This is a genomic window from Enterobacter sp. 50793107, from assembly GCF_001463365.1.
In the GTDB taxonomy this organism is placed as follows: domain Bacteria; phylum Pseudomonadota; class Gammaproteobacteria; order Enterobacterales; family Enterobacteriaceae; genus Enterobacter; species Enterobacter cloacae.
Genome location: NZ_LNII01000012.1, coordinates 32,966 through 54,599, shown reverse-complemented (window position 1 = coordinate 54,599; position 21,634 = coordinate 32,966). Strand labels below are relative to the sequence as shown.

Annotated in this window: 18 protein-coding genes; 12 read left to right on the top strand and 6 right to left on the bottom strand. The window is 56.3% G+C overall.

What is annotated here, in order from left to right:
- Positions 1-61: 61 nt before the first annotated feature.
- Positions 62-1,528: a fructuronate reductase gene (locus APU11_RS02155; RefSeq protein WP_058651744.1), complete on the bottom strand. Its 1,467-nt coding sequence runs from the start codon at positions 1,526-1,528 to the stop codon at positions 62-64.
- A gap of 204 nt (positions 1,529-1,732) precedes the next feature.
- On the opposite strand from APU11_RS02155, the gene uxuA reads away from it, so the two are divergent.
- Positions 1,733-2,923 carry a mannonate dehydratase gene (gene uxuA / locus APU11_RS02150; protein ID WP_013097978.1) on the top strand — a complete coding sequence of 397 codons (1,191 nt, stop codon included), beginning with the start codon at positions 1,733-1,735 and terminating at the stop codon, positions 2,921-2,923.
- Between the two features lie 116 nt (positions 2,924-3,039).
- On the opposite strand, the gene yeiP is transcribed toward uxuA, so the two are convergent.
- Positions 3,040-3,612, bottom strand: coding sequence for an elongation factor P-like protein YeiP (gene yeiP / locus APU11_RS02145; RefSeq protein WP_008500940.1), 573 nt, complete (start codon positions 3,610-3,612; stop codon positions 3,040-3,042).
- Between the two features lie 162 nt (positions 3,613-3,774).
- Here yeiP and APU11_RS02140 point away from each other — a divergent pair, with 162 nt between their 5' ends.
- Positions 3,775-4,029: a YkgJ family cysteine cluster protein gene (locus APU11_RS02140; protein WP_038420213.1), complete on the top strand. Its 255-nt coding sequence runs from the start codon at positions 3,775-3,777 to the stop codon at positions 4,027-4,029.
- Here APU11_RS02140 and setB read toward each other — a convergent pair.
- The gene (gene setB / locus APU11_RS02135; RefSeq protein ID WP_013097970.1) at positions 4,026-5,207 is read right to left on the bottom strand and encodes a sugar efflux transporter SetB; all 1,182 of its coding nucleotides are present in this window, start codon (positions 5,205-5,207) and stop codon (positions 4,026-4,028) included. The two genes, APU11_RS02140 and setB, sit on opposite strands and share 4 nt — an antisense overlap.
- A 357-nt stretch (positions 5,208-5,564) precedes the next feature.
- Here setB and fruB point away from each other — a divergent pair, with 357 nt between their 5' ends.
- Genes fruB through fruA form a run of 3 tightly spaced genes read left to right on the top strand, consistent with a single transcriptional unit; the run spans position 5,565 to position 9,335 of the window.
- Positions 5,565-6,695: a fused PTS fructose transporter subunit IIA/HPr protein gene (gene fruB, locus APU11_RS02125; protein ID WP_058651742.1), complete on the top strand. Its 1,131-nt coding sequence runs from the start codon at positions 5,565-5,567 to the stop codon at positions 6,693-6,695.
- Entirely contained in the window at positions 6,695-7,633 is a 939-nt protein-coding gene (gene fruK / locus APU11_RS02120; protein ID WP_014170919.1) for a 1-phosphofructokinase, read from the top strand. The genes fruB and fruK overlap by 1 nt, the downstream gene beginning before the upstream one ends.
- Positions 7,634-7,649: 16 nt before the next feature.
- A complete protein-coding gene (fruA, locus tag APU11_RS02115) occupies positions 7,650-9,335 on the top strand; it encodes a PTS fructose transporter subunit IIBC (protein WP_023619758.1) in 1,686 nt (561 codons plus the stop codon).
- Positions 9,336-9,409: 74 nt separating this feature from the next.
- Here fruA and nfo read toward each other — a convergent pair whose 3' ends face one another.
- Both nfo and APU11_RS02105 read right to left on the bottom strand, forming a co-directional pair.
- Complete coding sequence (nfo, locus tag APU11_RS02110) at positions 9,410-10,267, bottom strand: deoxyribonuclease IV (RefSeq protein ID WP_013097964.1); 858 nt, start codon at positions 10,265-10,267, stop codon at positions 9,410-9,412.
- Positions 10,268-10,331: 64 nt separating this feature from the next.
- Complete coding sequence (locus APU11_RS02105; protein WP_058651741.1) at positions 10,332-11,378, bottom strand: YeiH family protein; 1,047 nt, start codon at positions 11,376-11,378, stop codon at positions 10,332-10,334.
- 97 nt (positions 11,379-11,475) lie between these two features.
- Here APU11_RS02105 and yieE point away from each other — a divergent pair, with 97 nt between their 5' ends.
- From yieE to cirA, 3 genes are all read left to right on the top strand, one after another.
- Positions 11,476-12,342 carry a DNA-binding transcriptional regulator YeiE gene (gene yieE, locus APU11_RS02100; protein WP_029883079.1) on the top strand — a complete coding sequence of 289 codons (867 nt, stop codon included), beginning with the start codon at positions 11,476-11,478 and terminating at the stop codon, positions 12,340-12,342.
- A gap of 158 nt (positions 12,343-12,500) precedes the next feature.
- Entirely contained in the window at positions 12,501-13,970 is a 1,470-nt protein-coding gene (locus APU11_RS02095; protein WP_013097961.1) for an amino acid permease, read from the top strand.
- Between the two features lie 226 nt (positions 13,971-14,196).
- Complete coding sequence (gene cirA / locus APU11_RS02090; protein ID WP_038984029.1) at positions 14,197-16,167, top strand: catecholate siderophore receptor CirA; 1,971 nt, start codon at positions 14,197-14,199, stop codon at positions 16,165-16,167.
- Between the two features lie 52 nt (positions 16,168-16,219).
- Here the strand turns inward: cirA and fghA are convergent, their stop codons facing one another.
- Positions 16,220-17,056: an S-formylglutathione hydrolase gene (gene fghA, locus APU11_RS02085; RefSeq protein WP_047352227.1), complete on the bottom strand. Its 837-nt coding sequence runs from the start codon at positions 17,054-17,056 to the stop codon at positions 16,220-16,222.
- Between the two features lie 138 nt (positions 17,057-17,194).
- Between fghA and APU11_RS02080 the strand changes: the two genes are divergently transcribed.
- The 4 genes from APU11_RS02080 to galS all read left to right on the top strand — a co-directional run bounded on the left by APU11_RS02080 (position 17,195) and on the right by galS (position 21,468).
- Entirely contained in the window at positions 17,195-18,343 is a 1,149-nt protein-coding gene (locus APU11_RS02080; protein ID WP_013097958.1) for a YbfB/YjiJ family MFS transporter, read from the top strand.
- Between the two features lie 102 nt (positions 18,344-18,445).
- Positions 18,446-19,114 carry a GTP cyclohydrolase I FolE gene (gene folE, locus APU11_RS02075; RefSeq protein WP_013097957.1) on the top strand — a complete coding sequence of 223 codons (669 nt, stop codon included), beginning with the start codon at positions 18,446-18,448 and terminating at the stop codon, positions 19,112-19,114.
- A gap of 18 nt (positions 19,115-19,132) precedes the next feature.
- Positions 19,133-20,290, top strand: a complete 1,158-nt coding sequence (gene yeiB / locus APU11_RS02070) for a DUF418 domain-containing protein YeiB (RefSeq protein WP_029883075.1) — start codon at positions 19,133-19,135, stop codon at positions 20,288-20,290.
- A gap of 155 nt (positions 20,291-20,445) precedes the next feature.
- The gene (gene galS / locus APU11_RS02065) at positions 20,446-21,468 is read left to right on the top strand and encodes an HTH-type transcriptional regulator GalS (protein WP_045292101.1); all 1,023 of its coding nucleotides are present in this window, start codon (positions 20,446-20,448) and stop codon (positions 21,466-21,468) included.
- Positions 21,469-21,634 lie beyond the last annotated feature (166 nt).

Here is a 21,634-nt window from a genome sequence, read left to right as displayed (position 1 = left end):
CGCAATGAGAAGAGGAAGGGCAAACGGAGCGCATGTCCGTTCGCCTTAAGCGCAATAAACGTTAAAGTTTTAACGTTTCGATAACAGCCTGGCGCGCCCCGAGGCGGGCAATACGTTGGTATGCCTGGTTCACCGACTCGACAAAAACGTGGTTTTGCGCGAGATCGTGACCAAAGACTTCGCTCAGCGTCAGCAGAGCGTTTACGCGGTTTGCGTCATTGCTGGCTTCAACCTTCGCACGGATTTTGTCGCTGAGCGGATCGCGGACATCAATCGTATTGCCTTGTTCATCTGTACCGCTGACGTAGCGGATCCAGCCCGCCACACCCAGCGCCAGCAGTGGCCACGCACTTTGACGCTCCAGATGAATACGGATCCCATCCAGCATGCGCTGGGGCAGCTTTTGACTGCCGTCCATCGCAATTTGCCAGGTACGGTGCTGCAGTGCCGGGTTGGCAAAACGGTCGAGCAGGCTGTCGGCGTAAGCCGTCAGATCAACGTCGGCGATACGCAGCGTAGGGGCCTGTTCATCCAGCATTAACCGCCGCGCGGCCTGACGAAACGCCTCATCCTCCATACATTCATTAATGTGCGCATACCCGGCGAGATAGCCCAGATACGCCAGGAAGGAATGGCTGCCGTTCAGCATACGTAATTTCATCTGTTCCCACGGCAGAACGTCCTGCACCATCTGCACGCCTGCCACTTCCCACTCCGGGCGTCCGGCGACAAAGTTATCTTCCACGACCCACTGAATAAAGGGCTCGCAGCTGATGGCGCACGGATCTTCCACACCGAGTTCCTGCGCGACCTCCGCCAGCGAGGCATCGGTGGCGGCGGGCACAATCCTGTCAACCATTGTGCCCGGGAAACTCACATAGGTATCAATCCATCCGGCCAGGTCTTCAGAGCGTTTCTGCGCCATGCCGAGCACGGCATTTTTCACCACGTGGCCGTTATCCGGGATGTTATCGCAGGAAAGTACCGTAAAGGCGGGTAAGCCGCGTTCACGGCGGCGGTGGAGCGCTTCGACTATGATCCCTGGGGCGGAATGGGGTTCCGTCGGGTTTTCCAGATCGTGAACGATCCGGGTGTTTTGCAAATCGAGTTTCCCGGTTGCGGGGTCGATGCAATAGCCTTTTTCAGTAATGGTGAGGGAAACAATTGCCACCTGCGGCTCGCAAAATTTCTCAATGATGGCGGCCAGCGAGTCCAGTTTTGCGTTCAGGCATTCATGCACGGCTCCAGTGATAATCGGCTGGTTGCCCTCCGCGCCTTTCTCCAGCACGGTGAAGAGGTGATCCTGCGCCCGCAGCTGGCTCATCAACACGTCGCCGCTGAACAGGCTGATCTCACAAATGCCCCAGTCGCCTCCTTTGGCATTCAGCACCCGATGGGTTAATAACGCCTGATGCGCACGGTGAAAAGCACCAAAGCCGAAGTGAACGATGCGCGAGCGCAGAAGCGAGCGATCGTAGCGCGGCTGCTGAACATGGGCAGGAAGCGAGGTGGAGGCAATTGTCTTCATGAAATACACACCTGATTAACCATTAATTAACAATGTCAGTGTAAAGTTATATGACAACAAAGAGAATTGGTAAGCCGTAAATATCGCCGTTCTGTGAGTTCGATCAATCAATCTGTGGCGCTGTGTTGACCCTCTTCATTAAACATGTATGGTAGTCGTCATCGCAGTAATACATATTGGTATAACAACTTTGGAGGGTGGGCAATGGAACAAACCTGGCGTTGGTACGGGCCGAACGATCCAGTTTCTCTAGATGATGTGCGTCAGGCTGGCGCAACGGGTGTCGTCACGGCGCTGCATCATATTCCGAATGGCCAGGTGTGGCCGGTAGAGGAGATTCAACAGCGTCAGGCGCTGCTGGCAGAAAAAGGCTTAACCTGGTCTGTCGTGGAAAGTATTCCCGTTCACGAAGATATCAAAACCCATTCTGGGGAGTATCAGACCTGGATTGCTAACTATCAGCAGAGCATCCGCAACCTGGCGGCCTGCGGCATCGATACCGTTTGCTATAACTTCATGCCTGTTCTTGACTGGACGCGTACTGACCTTGAGTATCAACTGCCAGACGGTTCACGAGCGTTGCGTTTTGATCAGATCGCCTTCGCGGCATTTGAGTTACACATTCTGAAACGCCCTGGCGCGGAAGCCGATTACACGGCCGACGAGCAGCAGCAGGCGCGCGAATGGTTTAACGCAGCAAGTGAAGCAGACATAGAGAAGCTGACCCGCAATATCATCGCGGGCCTGCCGGGTGCAGAAGAGGGCTACACGCTGGATCAGTTCCGCGCCCGTCTGGCAGAGTACGGCGGCATTGATAAAAATCAGCTGCGCGAAAACATGGCGTACTTCCTGCGCGCGATTGTGCCGGTCGCGGAAGAGGCGGGCGTGCGTCTGGCCGTACACCCGGACGATCCTCCGCGTCCCATCCTCGGCCTGCCGCGTATCGTCTCAACCATTGAAGATATGCAGTGGCTGAAAGAGACGGTCGATAGCATCTATAACGGCTTTACCATGTGCACGGGCTCGTATGGCGTGCGTGCGGATAATGACCTGGTGCGGATGATTGAAACCTTTGGCGATCGTATTCACTTCACGCATCTGCGTGCAACCTGCCGTGAAGAGAACCCGAAAACCTTCCACGAAGCGGCGCACCTGAGCGGTGATGTGAATATGGTGGCGGTGGTGGATGCCATTCTGGCGGAAGAGGCACGTCGTAAACTGGCTGGCGATTTACGTCCTATCCCGTTCCGCCCGGATCACGGACACCAGATGCTGGACGATCTGCGTAAGAAAACGAACCCGGGCTATTCGGCGATTGGCCGCCTGAAAGGGATGGCAGAAGTGCGCGGCGTAGAGCTGGCGCTGAAGATGACGAAGTATCCTGAGCTTCTGTAAGTTCTGTTGCCCGGTGGCGCTACGCTTACCGGGCCTACAAAAAACCGGCCTGAGAGCCGGTTTTTGTGTTTTTGTAGATCGGGTAAGGCGAAGCCGCCTCCCGACAAAAGCCGCACTCAGTCAGCACGACCCATATAGCGTTTTTCTTCGATATGGATGCGGATTTTCTCACCCGCGGACAGGTATTCAGGTACCTGCACCACCAGACCGGTGGTCAGCGTCGCGGGTTTGTTACGCGCACTGGCGGACGCGCCTTTGATGCCCGGTGCCGTTTCAACGATTTCCAGATCAACCGTCTGCGGCAGTTCCAGCGCCAGCAGCACGCCGTCCCAGGTCAGAACCTGCATATCCGGCATACCGCCTTCAGGAATGAACAGCAGCTCTTCTTCAATCTGATCTTTGGTGAAGATGTACGGGGTGTAATCTTCTTTATCCATGAATACATACTCGTTGCCGTCGATATAGGAGAAATCAACATAGCGACGGGTCAGAGTGACGGTATCAACGATATCATCACCTTTAAAACGTTCTTCCACTTTAAGGCCGGTACGTACATCGGCGAAACGCATTTTGTACAGCGTTGCTGCGCCACGGGCGCTCGGGGCCTGAATATCGATATCTTTCACAATCAGCAGTTTGCCGTTGTAATTCAGTACCATACCTTTCTTAATTTCGTTCGCTCTTGGCATTGCAGTAATCCTGTCTACGGGAGGTAAAAAATATCGCGCCAAATTACTCGTGCGCGGCCTTTCAGGCAAGCGGAATTCGTGGCTTTTGCTATCAATACACAAAAGGTGTTACTGTGCGCCCGATACCCGACTGCGCGGGTCTTTCACCGATAGGGAGCATTTATGGATTGTCGTCCCGATTGCGGCGCGTGCTGTACCGCACCGTCCATTTCCAGCCCCATTCCAGGAATGCCGGAGGGCAAGCCTGCGAATACCCGCTGCGTTCAGCTCTCTGAAACCAACCTGTGCATGATCTTTGGCTCGCCTCTGCGCCCGAAGGTCTGCTCCGGGCTGCAGCCCTCCGCCGAGATGTGCGGCAACACGCGCGCGCAGGCGATGACGTACCTGCTTAATCTGGAAGCACTCACCGCACCTTAAACGTCTTTAATTCTTGTCAGGCACGCTATCGTCAGGGTGCACATCACCAGCGCAATCCAGAACACCGTGTGATAGTTCCAGATTTCAGCCACCACGCCGGCCATTGAGCCTGCGATGATCCAGCCCACGCGGGTGGTATTAGTATAAAGGGTGGTGGCGGAGCCAGCCTGGCCCGGCATCAGATCCTGGAAATAGAGCATGCCAATTCCGGCGAGTATGCCGATATAGATGGCGTTCAGCAGCTGTAAAGCCAGCAGCAGCCCCGGCGTATGAACCGTCAGCATTCCGACATAGAACAGTAGCCCGGCGACGGCGGCGATACGCATCAGAAAACGTTTCCCGAAACGCTTCGCGTAATAGCCAGCAATCAGCATGGTGGGGATTTCAAGCCCGGCCGCGGTCCCCATCATGATGCCAGCAAGCTTCTCGGGCAGATGCAGCTCATCAATAATAAACAGCGGCATATTAATGATATACAGGCTGTTTGTGCCCCACATCAGCGTACAGATAATAAAGAGGAGCAGGGCGTCACGACGGTTACGACGCGGTGCCTCCAGCACGCCTGTTGCCACTTTTGGCTCTTTACGCATCGATGGCAGAAAGAACCACACCATGGCGCCACACACCACAAAGGCCACTGCCGCACTCAGGTACATCACCGTAAAGCCAAACCCCATCGCCAGCGCGTAAGCCAGCGGCGGGCCAATAACCCACGCCAGCGATACTTGCGCACGCAGAATAGAGCTGAACATCACCGCTTCTCGCCCGGTATGGTCGGCATGCTCACGGGCAAGGGCGAACATCTGCGGATTCGCCGTTGAACCGAAACTGCTCAGAAACACCCCGATAAACAGCAGAACAAAATAGTTGCGGTTCCAGGCAAACAGGACGCAGGCGAACACCCCCAGCAGACAGCAAAAGACGATCAGGCTTTTACGATCGCCTTTTTTATCTGAACGCCCCGCCAGAAACTGGCTCACCAGGATGCCGATAATGGCGCTTCCGGTAAAGAAGAAGCCCACCATCGCCGGGCGCGCATGGACTTCATTGGTCAGGAACAGGCTCAGCGTAGGGGTCTGCAGCGCACCGGCGATGCCGGTCAGGAAGGCAACAATTAAAAATGCCGTTGAGGTGAAATCAAAGGGCTTCGGTGAGACGGCGGCGGGCGTGTTATGCATGTTTCACAGTCGGTGAGTTTCCAGGAGACGCGGAGTGTACGTCGCGAGTCAGAAAATAAACAGAGGGTGAGGTCAATTTCGCCACGAATAATCAAAATGGCATTTCATATTTGCGTGCAGCTGACCTTAGCTGAAACTGATTTGCTGACCGTCAGCAAAATTCAGCTGAACGAGGAAGAAATGTGCTGCATCTCTAAATTCTGCAATCAGAAATGTAACTTTCCTTGCAACGTCTTGCAGAAAGCGCAAGACTTTTTGAAACGTTTCAGCGCTATCTTGTTTTAACAAACGGAGCAGGCTAGCGCATTTTTTCTCAGTGAAGCTGAAACGATTCACTTTCAGCAGGAGAGGAGAACCATGTTCCAGTTATCTGTACAGGATATCCACCCGGGCGCTCAGGCCGGGAACAAAGAAGAGGCCATTCATCAGGTTGCCGCTGCCCTTGTGCAGGCCGGCAATGTGGCTGAAGGCTACGTCAACGGCATGCTGGCGCGTGAGCAGCAGACCTCGACCTTCCTCGGCAATGGCATCGCCATTCCGCACGGCACCACTGACACCCGCGATCAGGTGCTGAAAACCGGCGTTAAGGTTTATCAGTTCCCGCAGGGCGTAGTGTGGGGCGAGGGGCAGGTGGCTTACGTGGCCATCGGTATCGCGGCCAGCAGCGACGAGCACTTAGGTTTGCTGCGTCAGCTGACGCATGTGCTGAGCGATGACGCCGTGGCCGAGCAGTTGAAATCTGCCACCACCGCTGAAGAGCTGCGCGCTCTGCTGATGGGCGAAAAACAGAGCGAAGCGCTGAAACTGGATAACGATACGCTGACGCTGGACGTTGTCGCGACCGATCTGGTGACGCTGCAGGCTCTGAATGCCGGACGCCTGAAAGAAGCCGGGGCAGCAGACGCTACCTTTGTTACCCGCGTCATTAACGATAAGCCTCTCAATCTGGGCCAGGGTATCTGGCTGAACGACAGTGCTGAAGGCAACCTGCGGAGTGCTATCGCGGTGAGCCGTGCCGCAAACGCCTTTGACGTAGACGGTGAAAGCGCTGCCCTGCTGGTGACCGTCGCCATGACCGATGACCAGCCGGTTGCCGTGCTGAAGCGTCTGGGCGATCTGCTGCTGAACAACAAAGCTGAAAAACTGCTGAACGCGGATGCCGCCACCGTGCTGGCTCTGCTGACCAGTGATGATGCGCTGACGGATGACGTGCTGAGCGCAGAGTTCGTTGTACGTAACGAGCACGGCCTGCATGCCCGTCCGGGCACCATGCTGGTGAATACCATTAAACAATTTGAAAGTGAGATCACCGTGGCTAACCTGGATGGCACGGGCAAAGCGGCCAATGGTCGTAGTCTGATGAAAGTTGTCGCGCTGGGCGTGAAGAAGGGTCACCGTCTGCGTTTCACCGCGCAGGGTGCGGATGCTGAACAGGCGCTGAAAGCGATTGGCGATGCCATCGCGGCGGGTCTGGGGGAGGGCGCATAATGAGCAGACGTGTTGCGACTATTACGCTGAACCCGGCTTATGACCTGGTGGGGTTTTGCCCGGAGATTGAGCGCGGCGAAGTAAACCTCGTGCGTACCACTGGCCTGCATGCTGCGGGCAAAGGGATTAACGTCGCGAAAGTGCTCAAGGATCTCGGTATCGATGTCACCGTGGGGGGATTCCTCGGTAAAGATAACCAGGATGGTTTCCAGCAGCTGTTCAGCGAGCTGGGCATTGCTAACCGTTTCCAGGTTGTTCAGGGCCGTACCCGTATCAACGTCAAACTGACGGAGAAAGACGGGGAAGTGACCGATCTGAACTTCTCTGGCTTTGAAGTGACGCCGTCTGACTGGGAGCGTTTTGTTAATGATTCTCTGACCTGGCTGGGCCAGTTCGACATGGTGTGCGTCAGCGGCAGTCTGCCATCTGGCGTAAGCCCGGAAGCCTTCACCGACTGGATGACGCGCCTGCGCAGCCAGTGCCCGTGCATCATCTTTGACAGCAGCCGTGATGCGCTGGTCGCCGGCCTGAAAGCGTCCCCGTGGCTGGTGAAGCCTAATCGCCGTGAACTGGAGATCTGGGCTGGCCGGAAGCTGCCAGAATTAAAAGATGTGATTGACGCTGCCCATGCGCTGCGCGAGCAGGGTATCGCTCACGTGGTGATTTCGCTTGGTGCAGAAGGGGCGTTGTGGGTTAACGCGTCTGGCGAATGGATCGCCAAACCGCCGTCGGTTGACGTTGTCAGCACCGTTGGCGCCGGGGATTCGATGGTTGGCGGTCTGATCTATGGCCTGCTGATGCGCGAATCCAGTGAACATACTTTACGTCTTGCCACCGCCGTTGCAGCCCTGGCCGTGAGTCAGAGCAATGTCGGCATTACCGATCGTACCCAGTTAGCCGCGATGATGGCGCGCGTTGACTTAAAACCTTTTAACTAACAGCAGGAGAGGAATAATGAAAACGCTGCTGATTATTGACTCCGGTCTCGGACAGGCTCGCGCCTATATGGCGAAGACCCTGCTGGGAGCGGCGGCGAACAAAGCACATCTGGAAATGACCGATAACCCGGGCGACGCTGAACTGGCGATTGTGCTGGGTGATAAGGTCCCGGCTGACAGCGCGCTGAACGGCAAAAAAGTGTGGCTGGGCGATATTAATCGCGCGGTGGCACATCCGGAACTGTTCCTGAGCGAAGCGAAAGGCCACGCGTCTGTCTACAGTGCACCGGCTGCGGCAGCACCGGTTGCTGCCACGGGCCCGAAACGCATTGTGGCGGTGACAGCTTGTCCGACGGGCGTCGCGCATACCTTTATGGCGGCTGAAGCGATTGAAACTGAAGCGAAAAAACGCGGCTGGTGGGTTAAAGTTGAAACCCGTGGCTCGGTGGGTGCGGGCAATGCCATCACCCCAGAAGAAGTGGCGGAAGCCGATCTGGTGATCGTTGCGGCGGATATCGAAGTGGATCTGGCGAAATTCGCAGGTAAACCGATGTACCGCACCTCTACCGGCCTGGCGCTGAAAAAGACCGCGCAGGAGTTTGATAAAGCGCTGGTGGAAGCCCAGCCTTATCAGGCAACCGGTGCGGCTAAACCGGCTACCGAAGGGAAAAAAGAATCCGCGGGCGCCTATCGTCACCTGCTGACCGGTGTGTCTTATATGCTGCCGATGGTGGTGGCGGGCGGTCTGTGTATCGCACTGTCATTCGCGTTTGGTATCACCGCATTTAAAGAAGAAGGGACGCTGGCTGCGGCGTTAATGCAGATTGGTGGCGGCTCCGCGTTCGCGCTGATGGTGCCGGTGCTGGCAGGCTTTATCGCCTTCTCCATCGCTGACCGTCCGGGCCTGACGCCGGGTCTTATCGGCGGTATGCTGGCCGTGAGCACCGGTTCCGGCTTTATTGGCGGTATCATTGCCGGTTTCCTGGCGGGTTACGTCGCGAAGCTTATCAGCTCGAAGCTGAAGCTGCCGCAAAGTATGGAAGCCCTGAAACCGATTCTGATCATTCCGCTGATTTCAAGCCTGGTGGTCGGTCTGGCGATGATTTACCTGATTGGTAAGCCGGTGGCGGGTATCCTGGCGGGTCTGACCCACTGGCTGCAAACCATGGGCACGGCAAACGCGGTGCTGTTGGGTGCTATCCTCGGTGGCATGATGTGTACCGACATGGGTGGTCCGGTAAACAAAGCGGCCTATGCATTCGGTGTTGGCCTGCTGAGTACCCAGACCTACGCGCCAATGGCGGCCATTATGGCGGCCGGTATGGTGCCACCGCTGGCGCTCGGCCTGGCAACGATTATTGCGCGTCGTAAATTCGACAAAGCGCAGCAGGAAGGCGGCAAAGCAGCGCTGGTACTGGGCCTGTGCTTTATCACCGAAGGGGCGATTCCGTTCGCTGCCCGTGACCCAATGCGTGTTCTGCCTTGCTGTATCGTTGGCGGCGCGGTGACCGGGGCTATCTCAATGGCGATTGGCGCGAAGCTGATGGCACCGCACGGTGGTCTGTTCGTTCTGCTGATCCCAGGCGCTATCACCCCGGTACTGGGTTACCTGCTGGCGATTGTTGCCGGTACGCTGGTGGCGGGGCTCTCTTACGCGGTGCTGAAACGCCCTGAAGCGGAAGCGGTGGCAAAAGCAGCCTAAAAGAGGTGTCGGGTGGCGGTTTCGCCTTACCCGACCTATAAAAAAGCCGGACGCTTAACGCGATCCGGCTTTTTTTATGCCGCCTGTTCAGCAGTCTGCTGTGCCTTCAGCCAGGCGATCTCTTCCGCCCAGATATCCGGATTGATGGTTTCCAGCACCATGGGGATACCATCGAAACGGGCGTCCTGCATGATAAAGCGGAACGCATCATGGCCAATATTACCTTCACCCAGGCTGTGGTGACGGTCTACGCGGCTGCCAAAGGCGCTTTTGGCATCGTTTAAGTGCATTCCGCGCAGATACTTAAAGCCCACCACGCGTTCGAACTCATCGAAGGTGTTTTTCGTGGCCTCGGTTGTGCGCAGGTCGTAACCGGCTGCAAACGCGTGACAGGTATCGATACATACGCCCACGCGGGACTTATCTTCCACGCCGTCGATGATGGCGGCCAGATGTTCGAACTTAAAGCCGAGGTTGCTGCCCTGACCGGCGGTATTCTCGATCACCGCGGTAACCCCCTGGGTTTTATCCAGCGTGATGTTAATGGACTCCGCAATGCGTGCCAGGCAGGCCTCTTCGTCTATCTGCATCAGATGGCTACCCGGATGGAAGTTCAGCAGCGTCAGCCCAAGCTGCTCGCAGCGCTGGACTTCATCCAGAAACGCTTCGCGGGACTTCTCCAGCGCTTCCTGAACCGGATGACCGAGGTTGATCAGATAGCTGTCGTGGGGAAGGATTTGACCCGGCCCGTAATGGTACTTCTCACAGGCGGCTTTGAAATCATCTATGACATCAGCGGTAAGCGGCGCGGCGCGCCACTGGCGCTGGTTTTTGGTGAACAGGGCGAAAGCGGTCGCCTCAATTTCGGCGGCGCGAATGGCGGCATTCGCAAGGCCACCGGCAGCGCTGACGTGCGCTCCAACGTATTTCATAAAGGGACTCCTGTTAACCCGAAATGCGTATCATAACGGGTTAACAGGGGAAGGATGTAGTGGTTTATGCCATCAGGCTGTGAACCACGAGGTTAATCGCACCGCCACCCACAATCAGCCAGATGAAGAGCACCAGCGCCATCAGCAGCGGTTTCGCACCGGCTTTTTTCAGCGCGCTGACGTGCGTGGTCACCCCCAGCGCCGCCATCGCCATCGCCAGCAGCACGGTATCCAGCGTCACCAGCATATCGACCACCGCTTTTGGCAGCAGGTGGAAGGAGTTGAAAATCGCCACCATGATAAACAGGATCGCAAACCACGGTATGGTGATTTTACTCTTCTGATTACCACCCGCGGGCGCAAGCTGTTTCACGCGGGCGGCCAGGATAATCAGGAAGGGTGCCAGCATCATGACGCGCAGCATTTTAGCAATCACCGCGGCGTTTTCTGCTTCCGGGTTAATGGCATGACCCGCCGCCACGACCTGCGCCACTTCATGCATGGTTGAGCCAATGTAGATGCCATAGGTTTCCGGGCTAAACCAGTGGGCCACCAGCGGATACATGGCCGGGTAGAGGAAAATAGCCAGCGTACCGAAGATCACCACGGTCGCGACCGCCACCGTAACTTTGCTGGATTCCGCCTTGACCACAGGTTCGGTTGCCAGTACCGCCGCCGCACCGCAAATACTGCTGCCGGCACCGATCAGCCAGCTGGTCTGTTTATCCAGGCCAAAGATTTTCTGCCCGATAAAGCAGGCCAGTAAAAAGGTGCTGGTCAGGGTCAGGACGTCAATGGCGATACCGCTAATGCCGACATCCGCAATCTGTGAAAAGGTGAGGCGAAAGCCGTAAAGAATGATCCCGAGGCGCAGCAAATGCTGCTTGGCAAAAATAACGCCGCCATCACAGGACTTCCAGATGTGCGGGTAAACGGTGTTACCCACGACCATGCCGAGCAGGATCGCCAGCGTTAAGGCGCTAAAACCGGCACCGGCGACGGCGGGAATGCTGCCGCCCCATAATGCCACACCGGTGACGACCGCGCTGAGCGCAAGACCCGGCACGAAGTGCCACAATGTACGATGATGCTGTAAGGTGATTTCTGACATAACCTTCTCCTTTGTCTGGCTAAAGGTTACGGCGCGCTGGTTTAAAAATAAAATTGATTATATACTTATAATCAATCTATATAAGTGGTAAGCAACCATGCACATTACTTTGCGTCAGCTGGAAGTTTTTGCCGAAGTGCTGAAAAGCGGGTCGACGACACAGGCCTCGCAGATGCTTTCGCTTTCTCAGTCTGCGGTCAGCGCCGCGTTAACCGATCTTGAGGGCCAGTTGGGCGTGCAGCTCTTCGACAGGGTAGGGAAGCGGCTGGTGGTTAACGAACATGGCCGCCTGCTTTATCCCCGCGCGCTGGCGCTGCTGGAACAGGCAACGGAAATTGAACAACTCTTCCGGGAAGAGAACGGTGCCATCCGCGTGTATGCCAGCAGCACCATCGGGAACTATATCTTGCCGGAAGTGATTGCCCGCTATCGCCGGGATTTCCCGACCTTGCCGCTGGAGATGAGCGTGGGGAACAGTCAGGATGTGATTAACGCGGTAATCGATTTTCGCGTGGATATCGGTCTTATCGAAGGGCCGTGCCATAACGTCGATATCATTGCGGAACCCTGGCTGGAAGATGAGCTGGTGGTCTTCGCCTCACCCGCCTCGTCGTTATTGCAGGGTGAAGTAACCCTGGAACGTCTGGCGCAGGCGCAGTGGATCCTGCGCGAGCAGGGCTCCGGCACGCGGGAAATTGTTGATTATCTGCTGCTCTCCCATTTGCCGCATTTCCAGCTGGGGATGGAGCTGGGCAACTCAGAGGCGATCAAGCATGCGGTGCGACATGGCCTTGGGATCAGCTGCCTTTCACGACGAGTCATTATTGAACAGCTTGAGGCCGGAACGCTGGTTGAAGTTCCGCTTCCGCTGCCCAAACTGGTGCGCACGTTGTGGTGTATTCACCATCGTCAGAAACACCTTTCCAGCTCGCTGCAGCGTTTTCTGCGCTATTGCGCCATGTAAAAGTGCCCCTCACCCCAATGGGGAGAGGGAAAAATTATGCTTTACTTATAATCCTGGCCGAGTCATGAAGCTCTCTTATAACTCAGTATTTCTGCCGGAAGGAACGCGGATCGTCTGCTACAATCGCGCCTCATTTATTAGATGGACAGCATTTTCACATGGTTTCAGAAACTAAAACCACAGAAGCGCCCGCGCTACGCCGCGAACTCAAGGCGCGTCACCTGACGATGATCGCCATCGGCGGCTCAATCGGTACAGGTCTTTTCGTTGCCTCCGGGGCAACCATTTCGGCAGCTGGCCCGGGTGGGGCGCTTTTCTCTTATATCCTGATTGGCCTGATGGTCTACTTCCTGATGACCAGCCTGGGCGAACTGGCCGCGTACATGCCGGTATCCGGTTCGTTTTCGACCTACGGTCAGAAATACGTTGAAGAAGGCTTTGGCTTCGCGCTGGGCTGGAACTACTGGTACAACTGGGCGGTCACCATCGCCGTTGACCTTGTCGCCGCACAGCTGGTTATGACCTGGTGGTTCCCGGACACGCCAGGCTGGATCTGGAGTGCGCTGTTCCTCGCGGTCATCTTCCTGCTGAACTACATCTCCGTTCGCGGCTTTGGCGAAGCGGAATACTGGTTCTCTTTGATCAAAGTGGCAACCGTCATCATCTTTATCGTCGTCGGTGTGGCGATGATCGTTGGTATTTTCAAAGGGGCGGAACCGGCCGGGTGGAGCAACTGGACGATTGGCGATGCGCCGTTTGCCGGTGGTTTCTCGGCGATGATTGGCGTGGCGATGATTGTTGGCTTCTCCTTCCAGGGCACCGAGCTGATTGGTATTGCCGCCGGTGAGTCTGAAAACCCGGAGAAGAACATTCCGCGCGCGGTGCGTCAGGTATTCTGGCGTATTCTGCTGTTCTATGTGTTCGCGATCCTGATTATCAGCCTGATTATCCCGTACACTGACCCAAGCCTGCTGCGCAACGATGTCAAAGACATCAGCGTCAGCCCGTTCACGCTGGTCTTCCAGCATGCCGGTCTGCTCTCTGCGGCGGCGGTAATGAATGCCGTTATCCTGACAGCGGTGCTGTCTGCGGGTAACTCCGGTATGTACGCCTCAACCCGTATGCTCTATACCCTGGCCTGTGACGGTAAAGCGCCGCGTATTTTCGCAAAACTGTCTCGTGGCGGTGTGCCGCGTAACGCGCTGTATGCCACAACGGTCATTGCTGGTCTGTGCTTCCTGACCTCCATGTTCGGTAACCAGACGGTCTACCTGTGGCTGCTCAACACCTCTGGTATGACGGGCTTTATTGCCTGGCTGGGGATTGCCATCAGCCACTACCGCTTCCGTCGCGGCTATGTGATGCAGGGACACGATCTGAACAACCTGCCGTACCGTTCCGGGTTCTTCCCGCTGGGACCGATTTTCGCCTTTATTCTGTGTCTGATTATCACCCTGGGCCAGAACTATGAAGCGTTCCTGGCGGACACCATTGACTGGGGCGCCGTAACGGCCACCTACATTGGTATTCCGCTGTTCCTGGTGATCTGGTTTGGTTACAAGCTGATGAAAGGAACGCACTTCGTTCGCTACAGTGAAATGGAATTCCCTGAACGATTTAACAAATAAACCGCACTTCCTCTCTTTTAGCCCGCTCATTTGAGCGGGCTTTTTTATCTCCACATTATGCAGAACGGATATAATTTTTAACAATTTAATTGATAATAATAATCGTTTGCTTTATCGTTACGTCAAAATAAGCAGACCACCGACCCGCCGGAGATGCGGGCGGAGCAAAAGGCATTGTGGGCAATAATCTTTTGATTTAGTTGTATTTACCTCATGGAGATATGGAATGTTTAGGTTGAATCCCTTCGTCAGGGGAGGACTTTGTGCGTCCGCAATGTCCCTGGCACTGCCTGTCATCGCTGCGGAATCCAGCGACACACTGGTTGTCACGGCGTCAGCGACTGAGCAAAACCTGAAGGACGCACCGGCGAGCATCAGCGTCATCACCCAGGAAGACCTGCAGCGTAAACCCGTTCAGAACCTGAAAGATGTGTTGCAGGACGTACCGGGCGTGCAGCTCACTAATGAAGGGGACAACCGTAAAGGGGTAAGTATTCGCGGTCTGGACAGCAGCTATACGCTGATCCTGATCGACGGTAAGCGTGTTAACTCCCGCAACGCCGTCTTCCGCCATAACGATTTCGATCTGAACTGGGTTCCGGTCGATGCGATCGAGCGGATCGAAGTGGTGCGCGGGCCAATGTCCTCGCTCTACGGCTCAGATGCGCTGGGCGGCGTGGTGAACATCATCACCAAGAAAATCGGTCAGAAGTGGACGGGCACCCTGAGCGCCGACTCCACCATTCAGGAACACCGCGATCGCGGGGACACCAACAACGGCCAGTTCTACACCAGCGGCCCGCTGGTGGACGGCGTGCTGGGGCTGAAGGCCTACGGCAGCGTGTCTAAGCGTGAAAAAGACAAGCAGCAAGAATCGTCTACCACAACGAGCGGTGAAACGCCGCGCATTGAGGGCTTCACCAGCCGCGATGCCAACGTGGAATTCGCCTGGACGCCGACGGAAAATCATGACTTTACCGCAGGCTATGGTTTCGACCGCCAGGATCGTGATTCCGATTCCCTCGATAAAAATCGCCTTGAGCGCCAGAACTACTCCCTGAGCCACAACGGCCGATGGGGGACAGGCAACAGCGAACTGAAAGTTTACGGCGAGAAGGTGGACAACAAAAACCCGGGTAACAGCCATACCATCACTTCCGAGAGCAACGCCGTTGATGGTAAATACGTGCTGCCGCTGGGTGAAATCAATCAGCTGCTGACCTTCGGCGGCGAATGGCGTCACGACAAGCTGAAAGATCCGGTAAACCTGACCGGCGGCTCCGGCAGCGCGACCTCTACCAGCCAGTATGCTCTCTTCCTTGAAGATGAATGGCGGATATTTGAACCGCTGGCGCTGACTACCGGCATCCGTATGGACGACCACGACACCTACGGCGATCACTGGAGTCCGCGAGCGTATCTGGTCTATAACGCGACCGATACCGTCACGGTGAAAGGGGGCTGGGCAACCGCGTTTAAAGCGCCATCCCTGCTGCAACTGAGTCCGGACTGGATCACCGGATCGTGTCGCGGTGCCTGCGAGATTGTCGGTAACCCGAACCTGAAACCGGAAACCAGCGAAAGCTTTGAACTCGGGCTGTACTACAGCGGGGAAGAGGGATGGTTAGAGGGCGTGCAGGCCAGCATTACCACCTTCCAGAACAATGTTGATGACCGTATCAGCATCAGCCGTACGGCGAACGTTGACCAGGCTAAGAGCTACCCGAACTACGTGGGGCTGAATGCTGACGGTGAACCGATCTTCCGCTATTACAACGTCAACAAGGCGCGTATTCGTGGCGTGGAAACCGAGCTGAAGATCCCGGTGGCTGAGGACTGGAAGTTGACGCTGAACTATACCTACAACGACGGGCGTGATATCAGCAACGGCGGCAACAAACCGCTGTCCGAACTGCCGTTCCATACCGCCAACGGTACCGTGGACTGGAAGGCGACGCAGGACTGGTCGTTCTACGTCCAGGGCCACTACACCGGCGAGAAACGTGCGTTAACCAGCGCAGACGCAACGCCGGGCGGCTATGTCATCTGGAATACCGGCGCGGCATGGCAGGCAACGAAAAGCGTGAAGCTGCGCGCGGGCGTGCAGAACCTGCTGGATAAAGATCTGAGCCGCGACGATTACAGCTACACGGAAGATGGCCGCCGCTACTTTGTGGGTGTGGATTATAAGTTCTGATGTGGTTTTCATGCCCGGTGGCGCTTCGCTTACCGGGCAAAAAAGACCGCACTTACCCGAACAAATGCTCCGCATGGAAGCGGAGGTGATCCTCAATAAAGGATGCAATGAAATAGTAGCTGTGGTCATATCCGGGCTGAATACGCAGCGTCAGCGGCCAGTCTTTCTGACGTGCGGCTTCAGCCAGCACGGCGGGCTGTAGCTGTCCGGCCAGGAACTGATCCGCATCACCTTGATCGACAAGCGTCGGGATCGCATTTCCAGGCTGGCTCGCCAGCATCAGGGCACAGCTGTCCCACTCCTGCCAGCGTTGTGCGTCATCGCCCAGATAGTTCGTAAAGGCTTTCTGCCCCCACGGTACCTGGGTGGGGTTCACTATTGGCGCAAACGCGGAAACGCTGGTGTATCTGCCAGGATTTTTTAGCGCCATGATCAACGCGCCGTGCCCACCCATGGAATGCCCGCTGATGGCACACCGGTTGCTTACTGCAAACTCACGCTGGATCAGGGCTGGCAGCTCGTCGGCAATGTAGTCGTACATGCGGTAATGGCTCGCCCACGGCTGCTCTGTGGCGTTCAGATAGAACCCGGCCCCTTTGCCCAGATCATATCCGGCATCGTCCGCCACCTCATCGCCACGCGGGCTGGTGTCTGGCATCACCAGGGCGATACCCAGCTCGGCCGCCACACGCTGCGCACCCGCTTTGGTGGTGAAATTCTCATCGTTACAGGTTAATCCCGAGAGCCAGAACAGAACCGGGGGCTTAACACCCTCTTCAGTGGGCGGCAGGAAAATGCTGAACGTCATGGCACAGTTCAGGACAGTGGAGTCGTGGCGCCAGCGCTGCTGTCGACCTTCAAAACAACGATGCTCTTCGAGCAGTTCCATGCAGGGCTCCTTAATACGAATTGCTATTCATTCAACCCATAATACAGAGTTTTCATTTACCTGTGAGCAACTTTCACTTTCGCAAGACAGCGAGATCCTGCATCATAAATTTACTTTTTATTAACAACTGGAGCGGTCATGGCGCTGCGAATTGCGCTCAGTGGATTTGTGGTTCTGGTGGTAGCGATGGGAATTGGGCGCTTCGCGTTTACCCCTCAGGTGCCGCTGATGATTGCCGCCGGGCAACTCACGCTCACCAGCGCAGGTCTGGTGGCGGCGATGAACTATCTGGGCTATCTGGTGGGCGCATGGGATGCGATGCGCGCCCATCGCTTCGTTGAAACCCGCCTCTGGCTGGGTATTACTGGCGCTGTGGCGTTGACGCTGCTTTCCGCCGCCGCGGATAACGCGCTGGTACATGGTCTGCTGCGCTTTGTGATTGGATGCATGAGCGGCTGGTCGATGGTGCTGATTGCCGCCTGGACCAACGAGCGGCTGGGGCAACTGGGTAAACCGGGTTTGAGCGCGGCCGTGTTTGCCGGGCCGGGCGCAGGTATCGCCCTGAGCGGACTGCTTGCGGTCTATATTCACGCAAAAGCGTTGTCGGCCGGGGCCGCATGGCAGATTTACGGCGTGCTGGCGCTGGTGCTTATCGCACTGGTTGCCCGCTATTTACCGCGTGCCGGGCAACTGCATCGGCCGGGCAGCGCGCCTGAACCCCTTATTCTGACGAAAGATCTGAAGTGCCTGGTCTGGAGCTACAGCCTGGCCGGATTTGGCTACATCCTGCCTGCAACATTTTTATCGCAAATGGCGGCCGTGCGTTTTCCCGGCAGCCTGTTTGCACAGTTTGTCTGGCCGATATTTGGCGCTGCCGCTGTTGTGGGCATCGTGCTCAGCATCGTTTTGCGCCACACCTCTACCTCGAACCGCAGGCTGGCTATCGTGCTGTGGTTACAGGGGGCGGGTGTGCTGGCGGCATGGCTACTGCCGGGAATTGGCGGCTTGCTGACGGGCGGCCTGCTGGTCGGCGGCGGATTCCTGTGTGCTGTTCAGCTCTCTTTACTCTACGGGCGCGAGCTTGCACCCGAACATACCCGCTATATGGCGGGGCTGCTGACTACCGGTTATGCCATTGGACAGCTGGTGGGGCCGATGACCTCGGCGTTATCCACCTGGCTTACCCACAAGCTTGAGCCTGCGCTGGGGCTGGCAGGCATTGCGCTGTTCATTGCGGGCGCGCTGGTGTGGAACCGTCAGGCCGAAAGGCAGCAGCAATTGCAATAATTATCGTCGTGAATACTGGATTATGTGCGCGGCCTCACGCACAATGAGCGCACACTTTTGCCACAACGAGGGCAAAAGACGCCACACCTGCAGGAGAAAAGAATGTCATCACTCAGTAAAGAAGCGGCCCTTGTCCACGAAGCCCTGGTTGCGCGCGGTCTTGAAACGCCACTGCGTCCACCCGTTCAGGAAGTGGATAATGAAACCCGTAAACGTCTGATTGCCGGGCACATGACCGAGATCATGCAACTGCTGAATCTCGATCTGAGCGACGACAGTCTGATGGAAACGCCGCATCGCATCGCAAAAATGTATGTCGACGAAATTTTCTCCGGCCTGGACTACGCCAACTTTCCGAAAATCACCGTCATTGAAAACAAAATGAAGGTGGATGAGATGGTGACGGTGCGCGATATCACGCTGACCAGCACCTGCGAGCACCACTTCGTTACCATCGACGGTAAAGCGACCGTGGCTTACATTCCAAAAGATACGGTGATTGGTCTGTCCAAAATCAACCGTATCGTGCAGTTCTTTGCCCAACGCCCACAGGTGCAGGAGCGTCTGACGCAGCAGATCCTGACCGCGCTGCAAACGCTGCTGGGCACCAATAACGTCGCGGTCTCTATTGACGCGGTTCACTACTGCGTGAAGGCGCGCGGTGTGCGTGATGCCACCAGTGCAACCACCACCACGTCGCTGGGCGGTCTGTTTAAATCCAGCCAGAACACCCGCCAGGAGTTCCTGCGCGCCGTGCGTCACCACAACTAATCAGACAGGGCAGGGACCATGGAGCGAAACGTCACGCTCGATTTTGTTCGCGGCGTCGCCATTCTCGGTATCCTGCTGCTTAATATCAGCGCCTTCGGTCTGCCGAAGGCCGCTTATCTTAACCCCGCCTGGTATGGCGAGATCACCCGTCGCGATGCCTGGACGTGGGCAATCCTCGATCTCTTTGCTCAGGTGAAATTCCTCACCCTCTTTGCGCTGCTGTTTGGCGCCGGTCTGCAACTGCTGCTCAAACGCGGCACCCGGTGGATCCAGTCACGTCTGACCCTGCTGGTGCTCCTTGGCTTTATTCACGGCCTGTTCTTCTGGGACGGTGATATTCTTCTCGCCTATGGATTAGTCGGGCTGATTTGCTGGCGACTCATCCGTGATGCGCATAGCGTCAAAAGCCTGTTTAACACCGGCGTGATGCTCTATGTCATGGGGCTTGGGGTGCTGCTGTTGCTGGGCATGATTGCCGGCGACGCAACAAGCCGCTCGTGGATACCGGACGCCGCCAACCTGCAGTATGAGCAGTTCTGGAAGCTAAAAGGCGGCGCGGAAGCGATAAGCAATCGCGCGGATATGCTGGGCGATAACCTGCTGGCGCTGGGGGCGCAATACGGCTGGCAGCTGGCGGGAATGATGCTGATGGGCGCATCCCTGATGCGCACCGGCTGGCTGAAAGGGGAATTTAGCCTGCGCCACTATCGTCGCACAGGCGTCTTGCTGGTGCTGCTGGGCGTAGCGATCAATCTTCCGGCGGTGATTGCGCAGTGGCATCTTCACTGGGATTACCGCTGGTGCGCTTTCCTGCTGCAGGTTCCGCGCGAGCTCGGTGCCCCGTTCCAGACCATCGGCTACGCCGCGCTCATCTATGGCTACTGGCCGCAGCTCTCCCGCCTCTGGATTGTCAGTGCCGTGGCCTGCGTTGGCCGCATGGCGTTAAGCAATTACATTCTGCAGACCCTCATCTGCACCACGCTGTTCTATCGATTTGGCCTGTTTATGAAATTCGACCGCCTTACGCTGGTGGCGTTTGTTCTTCCGGTCTGGACGATAAATCTGGCGTTTTCGGTTATCTGGCTGCGGTATTTCCGCCAGGGGCCCCTGGAGTGGGGATGGCGTCAGTTAACCGCAAAAGCGTCAGGTGTTTCATTGAATAATACATCCAGATAACGATCTGGATCACAATCATTAACAAAATGGATGTAACCGTTTTCATCTGTGTGAGCTTCTTCACGTAGTCCCCTTTCTCTCGCTGCCAAAATAGCCACCTTGCTAAACACAGGGGGTGTCTGTGAGTTGCTGCAATCCTTTTAAGGATGGTGAATATGATCACCATTCGTGACGTCGCCCGTCAGGCGGGCGTTTCTGTGGCCACCGTCTCTCGCGTGCTGAACAACAGCGCGCTGGTCAGCCCTGAAACCCGTGAAACCGTAATGAAAGCCGTGACCCAACTGGGTTACCGCCCCAATGCTAACGCGCAGGCGCTGGCTACGCAGGTCAGTGACACCATTGGCGTGGTGGTGATGGACGTGTCGGATGCGTTTTTTGGCGCGCTGGTGAAAGCGGTGGATGTTGTCGCCCAGCAGCACCAAAAGTATGTGCTGATCGGCAACAGCTATCATGAAGCAGAAAAAGAGCGCTATGCCATCGAAGTGCTGATCCGCCAGCGTTGTAACGCGCTGATTGTGCATTCAAAAGCCCTGAGTGATGAGGAACTTGCCGGATTTATGGAGCAAATCCCCGGCATGGTGCTCATCAACCGGATTGTGCCCGGCTATGCCCAGCGTTGCGTGGGGCTGGATAACGTGAGTGGCGCCATGATGGCCACGCGCATGCTGATTAATAACGGGCACCAGCGAATCGGTTATCTGGCCTCCAGCCACGCGATTGAGGACGACGAACTGCGTCGCGAAGGCTGGCAAAACGCCCTGAAAGAGCATGGCATTGCGCCTGCTGAAAGCTGGGTAGGCACCGGTACCCCGGACATGCAGGGAGGGGAGGCGGCGATGGTCGAGCTGCTGGGCCGTAACCTACAGCTCTCCGCGGTGTTTGCCTACAACGACAGCATGGCTGCCGGAGCACTGACGGCGTTAAAAGATAACGGCATTGCGGTGCCACAGCATTTGTCGTTGATCGGTTTTGACGATATTCCCATTGCCCGTTACACCGACCCGCAGCTGACAACGGTACGCTATCCCATTGTCTCGATGGCCAAACTGGCGACTGAGCTGGCGTTACAGGGCGCGGCAGGGCTGCTTGATACGGGAGCAACACACTGTTTCATGCCGACATTAGTGCGCCGCCATTCGGTCTCTGCCCGGCAAATTGTGGTTCCGATCACTAACTGATAAAGCCAGCTGATGTAACCGTTTTCAATCTGTGAGTAAATTCACAGTATCTTAACAAGGCGCTGACTATGATGTCAGCGTTTTAGGGGCTGAAACGCTATGTAACAGTGATTATTCACTTTCACTATAGCCAACGTGCCGCAAACAACGAATAAAACGCATTTCT

Excerpts from the sequence above, each read along its gene's own strand:
- APU11_RS02155 (WP_058651744.1), bottom strand. The coding sequence starts at position 1,528 with ATGAAGACAATTGCCTCCACCTCGCTTCCTGCCCATGTTCAGCAGCCG.
- uxuA (WP_013097978.1), top strand. The coding sequence starts at position 1,733 with ATGGAACAAACCTGGCGTTGGTACGGGCCGAACGATCCAGTTTCTCTA.
- yeiP (WP_008500940.1), bottom strand. The coding sequence starts at position 3,612 with ATGCCAAGAGCGAACGAAATTAAGAAAGGTATGGTACTGAATTACAAC.
- APU11_RS02140 (WP_038420213.1), top strand. The coding sequence starts at position 3,775 with ATGGATTGTCGTCCCGATTGCGGCGCGTGCTGTACCGCACCGTCCATT.
- setB (WP_013097970.1), bottom strand. The coding sequence starts at position 5,207 with ATGCATAACACGCCCGCCGCCGTCTCACCGAAGCCCTTTGATTTCACC.
- fruB (WP_058651742.1), top strand. The coding sequence starts at position 5,565 with ATGTTCCAGTTATCTGTACAGGATATCCACCCGGGCGCTCAGGCCGGG.
- fruK (WP_014170919.1), top strand. The coding sequence starts at position 6,695 with ATGAGCAGACGTGTTGCGACTATTACGCTGAACCCGGCTTATGACCTG.
- fruA (WP_023619758.1), top strand. The coding sequence starts at position 7,650 with ATGAAAACGCTGCTGATTATTGACTCCGGTCTCGGACAGGCTCGCGCC.
- nfo (WP_013097964.1), bottom strand. The coding sequence starts at position 10,267 with ATGAAATACGTTGGAGCGCACGTCAGCGCTGCCGGTGGCCTTGCGAAT.
- APU11_RS02105 (WP_058651741.1), bottom strand. The coding sequence starts at position 11,378 with ATGTCAGAAATCACCTTACAGCATCATCGTACATTGTGGCACTTCGTG.
- yieE (WP_029883079.1), top strand. The coding sequence starts at position 11,476 with ATGCACATTACTTTGCGTCAGCTGGAAGTTTTTGCCGAAGTGCTGAAA.
- APU11_RS02095 (WP_013097961.1), top strand. The coding sequence starts at position 12,501 with ATGGTTTCAGAAACTAAAACCACAGAAGCGCCCGCGCTACGCCGCGAA.
- cirA (WP_038984029.1), top strand. The coding sequence starts at position 14,197 with ATGTTTAGGTTGAATCCCTTCGTCAGGGGAGGACTTTGTGCGTCCGCA.
- fghA (WP_047352227.1), bottom strand. The coding sequence starts at position 17,056 with ATGGAACTGCTCGAAGAGCATCGTTGTTTTGAAGGTCGACAGCAGCGC.
- APU11_RS02080 (WP_013097958.1), top strand. The coding sequence starts at position 17,195 with ATGGCGCTGCGAATTGCGCTCAGTGGATTTGTGGTTCTGGTGGTAGCG.
- folE (WP_013097957.1), top strand. The coding sequence starts at position 18,446 with ATGTCATCACTCAGTAAAGAAGCGGCCCTTGTCCACGAAGCCCTGGTT.
- yeiB (WP_029883075.1), top strand. The coding sequence starts at position 19,133 with ATGGAGCGAAACGTCACGCTCGATTTTGTTCGCGGCGTCGCCATTCTC.
- galS (WP_045292101.1), top strand. The coding sequence starts at position 20,446 with ATGATCACCATTCGTGACGTCGCCCGTCAGGCGGGCGTTTCTGTGGCC.